The sequence below is a fragment of the Methanobacterium sp. BAmetb5 genome (genome assembly GCF_003491305.1).
Classification (GTDB): Archaea; Methanobacteriota; Methanobacteria; order Methanobacteriales; family Methanobacteriaceae; genus Methanobacterium.
On sequence record NZ_CP022706.1, the window covers coordinates 845,001 to 852,500 of the forward strand.

Annotated in this window: 3 protein-coding genes (1 of these 3 cut by a window edge); 2 read left to right on the forward strand and 1 reads right to left on the reverse strand. The window is 41.4% G+C overall.

The features are described from left to right. Positions 1-270 precede the first annotated feature (270 nt). Positions 271-4,617 (reverse strand): cobaltochelatase subunit CobN, encoded by a 4,347-nt coding sequence (locus CIT02_RS04095; RefSeq protein ID WP_292614268.1) that lies wholly within the window; start codon positions 4,615-4,617, stop codon positions 271-273. Between the two features lie 302 nt (positions 4,618-4,919). Between CIT02_RS04095 and CIT02_RS04100 the strand changes: the two genes are divergently transcribed. Beyond that, entirely contained in the window at positions 4,920-5,792 is an 873-nt protein-coding gene (locus CIT02_RS04100) for an energy-coupling factor transporter transmembrane protein EcfT (protein ID WP_292614270.1), read from the forward strand. Between the two features lie 71 nt (positions 5,793-5,863). Then, positions 5,864-7,500: the 5' portion of an ABC transporter ATP-binding protein gene (locus tag CIT02_RS04105; RefSeq protein WP_292614272.1), read on the forward strand. Its footprint extends 169 nt past the window's final position; only the first 1,637 of its 1,806 coding nucleotides appear in the window; the start codon lies at positions 5,864-5,866; the stop codon falls past the right edge of the window.

Sequence of the window (7,500 nt, forward strand, 5' to 3'; positions counted from 1 at the left end):
GCTATTAAGTAATACATTGGATATTTTAATACTTTTTAGCGGGTTTTCACCTTTAATGTAATAAATATTGTAAACTAATTAGTTCCATGTCCCTTTTTATCTGATTTCCAGGATCATATTCCTGTAAAAATCCATATAAAACCATTTTAATCCCTATAATTGGTTTTTATCTTTATTTCCAAGCTACATCACCTCCACCCAACATATGGTTCAAATATTCTTTAAAATAATAAAGAATAATCCCCAAAAAAGGAAAGGGGGTTAAATAGTTTATTTTTTGGAGATAGCACCTCTAAAGTAACCAAATCCAACCAGACCAACCAGGATAATCACTCCCAATATGGCCACTATGGGCATGCTGGACTCTGGAGCTGAAGAACTATTCTGGGATACTTCGTAGGTTTTAGAAGACCCGTCACTACCTGCAGTTTGGGCAGATTCTGATACAGATTGGGATTCAGATGCACCTTGAGCTCCGCTTTCTGTGGCGGGTTGACTTCCTGATGAAGCTCCAGCAGAAGAGGATGCTCCTTGAGAGGAAGCTGAACCAGTTGGCTGGGAAGGTGTTCCAGTAGAACCTATGGTTACAGTTTTACCAGTAGCTGCCTCCATAATCGCTGCAAATTCCTGGAGTTGTTGTGTACTCAGGGTAGAACCTACCACTACGAAGTTGGTGAAATCCACATTTCCACAGGTGTGGTGGCAGCAGACAACACCGTATTGTTTTGTGTACTGAATATACTGATTAGCTAGTTCAGTTAAAGTTGCCTTATCCGCTTGCCACATATCCCTCCTGACTGCCTCCATCATCCAACCAAGCATAGATACATATGCATAGGGATTGGCCTGAAGCATCTGGTTTCTGAAATTGGAATCAAAGGCATAGTTTTGAGCAACCTGCTGCCACATCCAATCATTAACAGCTTCAGGTGTAACTGCATTCCATGCGAACAGGTATCCTATCTCCTTTGAAATTTCATTGGCACCTGAAAATCCTTCTTTGAGCATGCCTTCCTGCCACTTAGGATTCAAAATTCTCGTCCTAATTTCGTTGGACATAAACTGACCTAAAGTCTCTATATGAGGACTTAACCGTGTGTTTGCAATGTAGACACTGATTTCAGAACCAGAAAGGGCCTTTGCAGCCATGGTAAGGCCTCCAAGGTACTGGTAAACATCGTCATTGTCCAGAACTCCATAATTGTTGTCTCTCACTTGAATAGTTGCCTGTACAGTTTTAAGCTGATCCTTGAAGGCTTGAAGTCCCTGTAAACCATAGGAACCTACACCGTAGATATAAGACATCCTGGAGAGATAGGTGTCCAGGAGATCAGACTGATTATTCCATTTGGATGTGGATGGTACCTGAGCAGCAACACCGGTTCCGTAACCTTCCGGAGCAGGCCCGAATATTCTGGCTCCTGCAAGAGCATCTGCATCTTCAGAGCTCATACCACCATCCACATACTTGTTGTAGTTGTCCTGGTAATGTTTCTTAACGAAGTTGCTGTTTGTGCTCTCCTGCAGGTTTGCAACCTGTCGGAAAGCTTTGTCTAGCATTTCTATGGTGTAAGAGAAAGTGTCCCTAAAGAGACCACTTATAGTTACCAGTACATCAACACGTGGTCTGTTTAGGGTAGTTCCATTGATATTGAGGGTAAGATCACTCAAAGGTGTTACCTTAACCCCTACAAATCTACCGGACTTCCACTGTGGTTCCAGACCCATATATCGGAGTATCATGGCTATTGTCTGACCATTGGTACGCATGGTTTCAGTTGACCAGAGAACGATCCCCACTGTTTCAGGGTAGTGTCCATTTTTCTGGTAGTACTCTGCCAACATGTCATCAGCCATCTGTTTGCCTATCTCCCATGCTGTTGTATCTGGAGCTGATCGGGGGTCAAAGGAGTAGAAGTTAGAACCCGTTGGAAGTACATCTGGCTTACGAATTGGATCACCACCCAGAGATGGTGATATAAATTGTCCACTCAAAGCTGCAAGAAGAGCCTCCATTTCATAGTTTTGAGAAAGGACATCTCGTAACTTTTCTCTGAACTCGGTGTTGTCTCGGTTTGCCGGGTCAAAACTCACAATGGATTCAATCATCTGATCCAGTAGTGTACTATTCAGAGCAACTCCAAATGTGTGAAGCCCATAAGGCATTAAAGTGGCGGCTAAATCCTCCAAATGGTGTTCAATTTGATTTTTAATGTCGTTGAAGCCAGTAGTCTGCATGTTGAGACCAAGATCCTGGTCAAAATTTAATTTGGTTATCATTTCTAGGATCTGTTTTTCCAGAATTTTTTTACGCTGGTTGTCTCCTGTATTGTCATAGCTGTTAATAAGGTCCTGAAGGGTTGAAAGATCTCCGTAAAGTCCGGAACTTATGAGAGGGGCTGTGAGGTGATCAATTATCACTGCATAACCCCTTCTCTTGGCCTGGGTTCCCTCTCCAGTATTGTCAACTATATAGGGATAGATGTTGGGAATGTTTCCCAGAAGAATATCTGGCCAGTCATCTTCACCCAGTCCTACGCTCCTGCCGGGTAACCATTCTAGAGTTCCGTGTGTTCCAAGGTGTATAACTGCATTGGCACCCATATTCTTCTGCAGCCACATGTAAAATGCAATGTACTGATGGGTTGGCGGTAATGTTGATGAATGGGCAATATCAGTAGAGTTTTCTCCCCATCCACGCATTGGTTGAGCTCCAACAAAAATATTACCGAACATGATTCCAGGTAGAACGATTTTGCCTTCGTATACCATAACATTGCCTGGAGCAGCACCCCATTTGGCAATGACCTCATTCTTAAGCTCATCTGGTAATGTGTTGAACCATTCCATGTATTCATTAATGGGTATGGTTATCGCTCCGGCATCAACAACTTTCTTTAGCTCTCCTGGAGCCCATGAACCAACATTGTTTCCAGCGGTAAGGAACAGTTGAATTATAGATTCAACTGAAGAGTTACCTGACACATCATACCCCGCAGCCTTAAGTGCACTCAGTATTGCTGATATACTCTCAGGAACATTGAGATAGGATGCACCAACTCCATCTTTACCCCCTGCAGAATTGTAATAGATAATTGCTATCTTTTTTAAATTATTAGGGAGTGTTTGGAGTGCTATCCAGTTGTAAACCCTGTTGGTTATTCTTTCTATCCGATCTGATAGCGGATGGTAATTTTTTACAATAATACCAGTGAAAGGGTCAGTTTCTGCCGATTCAACACCACCCATGATAATGGGCTCTATCCGCCCCTCCATTTCAGGCCAGGCTACCTGCCAGTAAATTTCACTGGAAAGTCCTGAAGAACTATTTTTCCAGGTTTCAAGGTCTGAAGCATAGATTGGAGCAAATATAGGTATATTCATCCTCTTTAGGAGATCCGTACTGTTCTGGGGGTTGTTGTAGATTATGTTGTAGCCAACACAAGCCACAAGGGCGCTTATTCTGGACATGTTACCATCCAAAAAGTAATTGAGTATGGCATTTGCCCTTGCAATATCGCTTGAGGCAGTTACAGTCAAAACCACGTTTAAACCTTTGGATTCAATACTTCTAAGTATACTCAGGGCCATGTCACTGTTTCCATTAAAGAACATGGATGCATACATCATTATACCTACCCATGCCTTACCAGATCGGTAGTGCCCACTCTGAGTGTACCAGTTCAGGTAATCATTCCATGTGGCAAATTGGGGTGTTGTTGAATCTGGATGATATATGAACTCAGTAGGATAGTTAACCACATTGAGGTCTTCAGAAGCCTCAACTAACATACCAACCCTTTGAAGTGCCCGGAGCTGGAACTTCTCCATGTTATCTGCACCAGTACCATCCCAATAAGCACGAAGCTCTGTGTCGTTGGAATCAATACTTGTATTGTTCAAAAATGCAACTCCACATCTTAAAGCCATTATTTTAGCATTTGGATCTGATAAAAGTGGCATTAAATTGGATAGTGTGCTGGATTCACTGATCATCTCTATGATTATTAGATCCGCCTTGGATGCCAGCTGTTTTATTTTCGCCCGGATATCGGCAGATGTGAGATCTTCATTGGTGTAGAAGTTCAAGTTGAAGTAGTAACCCCTTTCCCTGAGTTTTTTGTTGGAATCAACGAATGGTTTGGCATAGTTTGGGCATCCACTTATTATAAGCAGATTATAAGCCCTCAAATTCACATTTGCGGAACCATAGAGTGTGGGATCCGTTGCATCCCTCTTAGAAACCAAAACATTCACGGTCTGAGGTACATGTCCCAGGGCACTTATGTTCAGGATGAAACTGGTCTGACTGCTGGCGAAGTTAACACGGTAAAGGTTATTTCCCAGACTGGTTACGGTTGCTCCGCTAACCACGTTCCCGTTACTGTCAGTTACATTTACTGATGGTAACCTATCATCCTCCAGTGCCTCGGGATGTTCCAGGGTTATATTCAGTGTTATCTCGGGGTCAATTACTGTTTCACTGCTATTGGAACTTGAATTTTGAGTAGCATTACCAATACCTCCTACCCCCTGTGAATCTTCTGCTGATACTGCTCCACACAGAAGCAGTGCGAAAACAATTGTCGTTACTAGTAAAATCGTTTGTTTTCTCAAGATTTTCACCTCCTTTTTGTTATTTAAGCAAATTTGAAATTATTCAAATATGCTTGAAATTAATTAAAATATATCTTAATATAAATATTTCCATTATAATTGAAAAATAATCAAGTAAAGTTTATATAATAGTAAGTCCAAGGAATGGTTGACAAATCCATACACCTATAATTAAAAAAAATGACACCACTAGGGTCCAGTAAACCTCCGCAGTTTTCCTAACGGTGCCATGAGGGACCTAATACCAGATAGGTCCCTTAAATCTATTTTAGATATGATCACACCGCTAATGGAGGTCAACAGTGAAACTAACCGTCATCCACCCTGCAGTTTATGTACTGTATTATTTTATTTTGATAATCTTTGCATTCTTGTACAACGATCCCTACTACCTTGTATCCTTTTTAGTCTGTATTTCTGTTTTGATAGCCTTACAGGGCATCAGCCGTGAATTTAAAAATGTAATCAAATTTTTCATCCCCATGTCCCTCCTGATTATTATCCTGAATCCCCTGACATCCCATGTGGGAACCACCCCAATATATATAATGGGAAACTTTTTTATCACCATGGAAGCCCTGGTTTATGGGGTACTAATGAGCCTGTCCCTTTTAATTATATTATTAGTATTCTCTTCTTACAATAGAGCTGTTTCTTACCAGGAAATGCTTTATCTTTTCTCAAAAAGATTCCCCCACATTTCAATGGTGACCATAATGGCCCTGCGCTTTATCCCCCTCTTGAATTACCGGTTAACTGAGGTGAATAAGATCTCAAAATTTAACCGTGCTAACACCCATCCGGAAGGTAACCACTCATGGATGGATAAAATTAAAAGAACCGCCCATCTGCTGGCAGTGGTGGTATCCTGGTCACTGGAAGAGTCTATGCTCACGGCCAAATCAATGAAGTCAAGGGGTTACGGTATTAAAGAGAGAACCAGTTATTTTTCTTATAAATTCAGGAGAACAGATTATATATTCCTTTCTTTTATTATCATAACGGTTTTAATAAGCGTGATGGGCCTCATGCAGGGTTACGGGAGAATAGAAATTTACCCCACCCTGAGTTTTAATGTTTCTGAAAACCTGGTTAACCTGTATTATTTCACATTCCTGGCCCTGTTACTGCCTATTATCTACCTGGAATTCCGGGAAAGATTAACATGGTATTAATACATTAATTCCCTGGATTTAAAAAAAATCCAAGTTATCACTAACAAATTCTAAAATTAGGAGATGCTTAAATGAGTTTAATTAAGTTTGAAGATTTCAGTTTCCGTTACCCCCATCAAGAGAACACACTTTCCCGGATCAATCTGGAGGTTGGTGAAGGAGAATTCATTTTACTCTGCGGACCATCGGGTTCCGGGAAAACAACCTTATTATCAAATCTTAAAAATGAAATACATCCTTCTGGGGACTCTGATGGTATTATTTACTATGATGGTCAGAACATACGGGATATGCCCCCTGAACAATCTGCCTCTGAGATCGGGTTTCTGTTTCAAAATCCAGAAGATCAGATGGTATCCGATAATGTACTCCAGGAAATTGCCTTTCCCCTGGAAAACATTGGGCTGTCCACCGGTGAAATTAGAAACAGGGTGGCAGAGATGACCGCATTTTTCGGTCTGGATAAACATCTATACCGAAATGTCAATGAACTCTCCGGTGGTCAAAAACAGCTGGTTAACCTGTGTTCTCTTCTGGTTTTAAAGCCTAGGGTACTCCTCTTGGATGAACCCACATCACAGCTGGACCCCATTGCTGCCTACGATTTTCTGTCCATACTCCGCCGGTTGAATGAAGAATTTTCCATTACCATAATGGCCACCGAACACAAAATAGACAACATGTTCCCCTTCATTGACAAAGCGGTTTTTCTAAAGGAGGGATGCGTGCAGTACAGTGATAAACCACGCCATATATGTTCCCAGGCATGTTCAGACCATGTTTTCAGCAATTACCTCCCCTATGTTACCCGGATAAACTTCCTACTCCAGTCCAGGTATGACTATCTGGGTAATCTGGAAATACCCCTCAACATAAGGGAAGGACGTAGTAATCTGAATCTCCTAAACCAGGAGTTAGAAACATTCCAAGCATCCCTGCACCCCACAAAATCCCGTAATTATGAGGAATATAATAAAAAAACCCTAAACCCTGCGGATAAATCCAGAAATATCCTGCTGAGTTGTGAAGATATCTGGTTCGGTTATGTGCCAGAACACATTGTTTTAAAGGGAATTTTTATGGACATCCATCAGGGAGAATTCCTCAGTATACTGGGAGGTAATGGAACCGGCAAAACAACCCTGTTACAGATACTGGCTGGACTGATGAAACCTAAAAAGGGTAAAATCCGTTACCGAGAAGATCTGAACCGGGGATATGTTCATCAAAACCCCATGATTCATTTCCGGCAGGAAACAGTTCAGGAAGAGTTTCAAGAAGTCTCCTTGGAAGATCATTTACCTACTGAGAAAAAAAGAGAAAGTAAATTATTTAAATCTATTAAATCCAAAGCTTCTAACTCTGTAACTAAAACTCCTGCATCTAAAGAATCTTTTGATCCTAAAAGATCTTTTGACCCTAAAAACAACTCTTCCCTATCCGAAAACGAAAAAATGGAACTGATCAAACTTTTTGAACTGTCCAGTCTTCTGGATAAACATCCTTATGACTGCAGTGGTGGTGAACAGCAGAAAATAGCCATTGTGAAGGCTCTTTTAACCCGACCCGATGTACTCTTTTTGGATGAGCCGACCAAGGGTATGGACCCGGTTAGCAAGCTTAACCTTGCAGATTTACTGAAAAAACTGCAGAAAAAGGGGTTGACCATTGTGATGACCACCCATGACCTTGATTTTGCAGCAGAATA